This is a genomic window from Cellulomonas pasadenensis (genome assembly GCF_047229365.1).
Classification (GTDB): domain Bacteria; phylum Actinomycetota; class Actinomycetes; order Actinomycetales; family Cellulomonadaceae; genus Cellulomonas.
On record NZ_JBFTEP010000208.1, the window covers coordinates 1 to 3980 of the forward strand.

The following is a 3980-nucleotide window of genomic DNA, read 5'->3' on the forward strand; positions in this document are numbered from 1 at the left end:
AGGCCGGCACGCTGCCGGGCCTGCTGCCCGGCGGCCGGCCGGTCGCCGACTCGGCGGCGCGCGTCGACATGGCCGCCGTCTGGGGCGTGGACGACCTGCCCGCGACGCCCGGCCGCAGCGCGGACGAGATCCTGCGCGCCGCGGCGGAACGCCGGCTCGGCGCCCTCGTCGTGGGCGGCGTGGACCCGGCCGACCACGCCGACCCGCGGCTCGCGCGCGCGGCGCTGGACGCCGTGCCGTTCCTCGTCTCGCTCGAGGTGCGCGCGTCGGAGGTCACGGACCGCGCGGACGTGGTGCTGCCGGTCGCGCCGCCGGTGGAGAAGCCCGGCACGTTCGTCACCTGGGAGGGGCGCCCGCGCCCGTTCGCGCAGGCGCTCACGAGCACGTCGATGGCCGACCACCGCGTGCTCGACCGCCTCGCGGACGCGATGGGCGTCGACCTCGGCACGGGGTCGCTCGCCGCCCTGCACGCCGAGCTCGACCAGCTCGGCGGCTGGGACGGCGCACGCCTGCCGGCGCCGGACGTCGACGTGGCGGAGCCGCCGGCCGTCCCGCCGGGGCACGCGGTGCTCGCGACCTGGCACCTGCTGCTCGACGGCGGTCGCCTCCAGGACGGCGAGCCGTACCTGGCCGGCACGGCGAAGAGCCCGCTGGCGCGCGTGTCGGCCGCCACGGCCGCGGCCGTCGGCGTCGCGGACGGCGCCGAGCTGGAGGTCGCGACCGACCGCGGCACCGTGCGGCTCCCCGTGCTGGTCACCGACATGCCGGACCACGTGGTGTGGCTGCCGACGAACGCGCGCGGCTGCGCGGTCCGCGACGTGCTGGGCGCCGGTGCCGGCACCGTGGTGCGGCTCGCGCCCGCCCGGTCGGACGTCGCGCCGGTCGCCGCCGCCGCGCCGTCCACCGGCCCGGTCACGGGGGACACCGCGGACGCCGTGTCGGGCGTCCGCATCGACGAGGGGGAGCGCGCATGAGGCCGCTGCTGCTGCCGGCGGCCGTCGGTGACGGCGCCCAGGTCGGCGTGAGCGCCGACTTCAGCCAGGACGTGTTCTGGGTGTGGCTGCTCAAGGCCGTCGCGATCATCGTGTTCCTGCTGACGAGCGTGCTCGTCGCGATCTGGTTCGAGCGCAAGGTCGTCGCGCGCATGCAGGTGCGGCCCGGCCCCAACGTGCACGGCCCGTTCGGCCTGCTGCAGTCGCTCGCCGACGCGATGAAGCTCCTCGTCAAGGAGGACGTCACCGTCAAGGCGGCGGACAAGCTCGTCTACATCCTCGCGCCGATGATCGCGGTGTTCTGCTCGCTGCTGGTCTACGCGGTCATCCCGTTCGGGCCCGAGGTGAGCATCTTCGGCGTCGTGACGCCGCTGCAGCTCACCGACTTCCCCGTCGCGGTGCTCTACATCCTCGCGTGCGCGTCCGTCGGGGTGTACGGGATCGTGCTCGGCGGCTGGTCGTCGAGCTCGACGTACCCGCTGCTCGGCGGGGTGCGCTCCACCGCGCAGGTCATCTCGTACGAGCTCGCCATGGGCCTGTCGCTCGTGAGCGTCTTCATCATGGCCGGGTCGATGTCGACGTCGCAGATCGTCGACTCGCAGACGCAGGTCTGGTGGTTCCTGCCGCTGCTGCCCGCGTTCGTCATCTACCTCGTGTCGATGGTCGGCGAGACGAACCGCCTGCCGTTCGACCTCCCCGAGGCCGAGGGCGAGCTGGTCTCCGGCTACATGACCGAGTACTCGTCGATGAAGTTCGCGTGGTTCTTCCTCGCCGAGTACATCAACATGCTCAACGTCTCGGCGGTGGCGACGACGCTGTTCCTCGGCGGCTGGCGGGCCCCGTTCGTCCCGGCGGACAGCTTCCTGCAGCAGGGCTGGTGGCCCGTGCTGTGGTTCCTCGCCAAGGTGTGGCTGTTCATGTTCCTGTTCGTGTGGATCCGTGGGTCCGTCCTGCGCTTCCGCTACGACCAGTTCATGAAGATCGGCTGGAAGGTGCTCATCCCGGCCGCGCTCGTGTGGGTCGTCGCGGTGGCGCTCGTGCAGGCCGTCCGCCAGCTGTGGGACGTCGACCTGCGCACCACGCTGTTCGTCCTCGCGGGGGTCGTGGTCGTCGGGATCGTCGTGTCGTTCCTCATCCCCGAGAAGCAGCCCGCGCCGGGACCACCGGCGGACCCCGAGCCGTTCGACCCGTTCCGCGACGGGTACCCCGTCCCGCCGCTGCCCGGCCAGGTGCTGCCGCCGTCCCCGCGCGCCCAGCGCCGGCTCGCGGCGACGGCGACCGACGCCGCCCCGGCGGCGCTCCCGTCAGGCCCGTCCGGACCCGAGACCCCGCAGGAGGTGCGCGGTGGCTGAGCGCAGGAAGAAGCCGACCGGCGACGTCGGCCGGCAGGGCCGCGACGTCGAGCGCGCCCCGCGCGGCGGCGAGGTCGACCGGCCCGCCGAGGGCTACGAGTCGCTCATCGAGAAGCGCTCGGGCCTGTCCGAGCTGCTCGCCCCCGTCGGCGGGTTCGGCGTGACGCTGTCGAACATGTTCCGCCCGACCGTGACGGAGCAGTACCCGCGCGAGCAGGTGCCGACCAAGCCCCGCTACCACGGGCGGCACCAGCTCAACCGGTACGCCGACGGGCTGGAGAAGTGCATCGGCTGCGAGCTGTGCGCGTGGGCCTGCCCCGCGGACGCGATCTACGTCGAGGGCGCCGACAACACCCCCGACGCCCAGTACTCGCCGGGGGAGCGGTACGGCCGCGTCTACCAGATCAACTACCTGCGGTGCATCTTCTGCGGCCTCTGCATCGAGGCGTGCCCCACGCGCGCGCTGACGATGACCAACGAGTACGAGCTGGCCGGCCCCACGCGCGCGGGCATGATCTGGGAGAAGCAGGACCTGCTCGCACCGCTGCGCTCCGGCCAGCTCGCGAGCCCGCACCCGATGGTCGAGGGCACGACGGACACGGACTACTACCGGGGCGACGTCACGGGCGTGACCGAGGACCAGGTCGCGTGGGTCGCCGAGCACCGTCCCGACGACCCGACGCTGCCCGTCAACGCCGAGCAGGGCGCGACCGTGCCCGACCTCGGCGGGACGCGCCTGGCGCAGGCCGCCATCACCGCCGCCGCGCGCCGCCAGGGAGGAGCCCGATGAGCGGCACGCTCGCGACCGTGCACGCCGCGCTGCCCACCGTGCTGCCGACGGTGCTGCCCGCCGCGCTCGAGGAGACCGGGCGCACGACGACCGGCGAGGCGGTGCTGTTCTGGGTGCTCGCGCCGATCATGGTGCTCGCCGCGCTCGGGCTGCTGTTCGCCCGCAAGACCGTGCACGCCGCGCTCGCGGTCGTCGTCGTGATGGTGTCGCTGGCGTTCCTCTACGTCGCGCAGGACGCCGTGTTCCTCGGCGTCGCGCAGGTCGTCGTGTACACCGGCGCGGTCATGATGCTGTTCCTCTTCGTGCTCATGCTCGTGGGCGTCGACCGGTCCGACTCGCTCGTGGAGACGATCCGCGGGCAGCGGTGGATCGGCGTGCTCGCGGGCCTCGGGCTCGGCGTCGTGCTGGCCGGCGTGCTCGGGCGGGCGACGTACGCACCGGCCCGCGGGCTCGTCGAGGCGAACGCCGCGTCGAACCCCGTGGGCGTGGCCCGGCTCGTCTTCGGGGACCACGTGCTCGCGTTCGAGGTCGTCGGCTGCCTGCTCGTCGTCGCCGCGCTCGGCGCCCTCGTGCTCACGCACCGCCGCCGCCTCACCCCGCGCGTCGGACAGCGCGAGCTCGCCGAGCGCCGCGTGCGCGAGGGCGGCAGCCTCGTGCCGCTGCCCGCGCCCGGCGTCTACGCGCGGCACAACGCCATGGACGTGCCGGCCCTCGGGCCCGACGGCCGGCCGCTCGAGCACTCGGTGCCGCGCGTGCTGCGCGTGCGCGGCCAGGAGGCCGACGCGCGCGAGTACGCCGCCCGCATCGACCGCGTGCTCGCGGGCGGCTGGGCCAACGGCGCCGGGT

4 protein-coding genes are annotated in these 3980 nt (G+C 74.3%); all 4 read left to right on the top strand.

What is annotated here, in order from left to right; translation table 11 throughout:
• A partial coding sequence (locus AB6N23_RS17550) for a molybdopterin dinucleotide binding domain-containing protein (RefSeq protein WP_412867256.1) occupies positions 1-974 on the top strand: 974 nt, incomplete at its 5' end.
• Positions 971-2344, top strand: coding sequence for an NADH-quinone oxidoreductase subunit NuoH (gene nuoH / locus AB6N23_RS17555; protein WP_412867257.1), 1374 nt, complete (start codon positions 971-973; stop codon positions 2342-2344). The genes AB6N23_RS17550 and nuoH, both read left to right, overlap by 4 nt.
• A 106-nt stretch (positions 2345-2450) precedes the next feature.
• Positions 2451-3134: an NADH-quinone oxidoreductase subunit NuoI gene (gene nuoI, locus AB6N23_RS17560; RefSeq protein ID WP_412867259.1), complete on the top strand. Its 684-nt coding sequence runs from the start codon at positions 2451-2453 to the stop codon at positions 3132-3134.
• Positions 3131-3980: NADH-quinone oxidoreductase subunit J (locus AB6N23_RS17565; protein ID WP_412867258.1), on the top strand; the 850-nt coding region annotated here is incomplete at its 3' end. The genes nuoI and AB6N23_RS17565, both read left to right, overlap by 4 nt.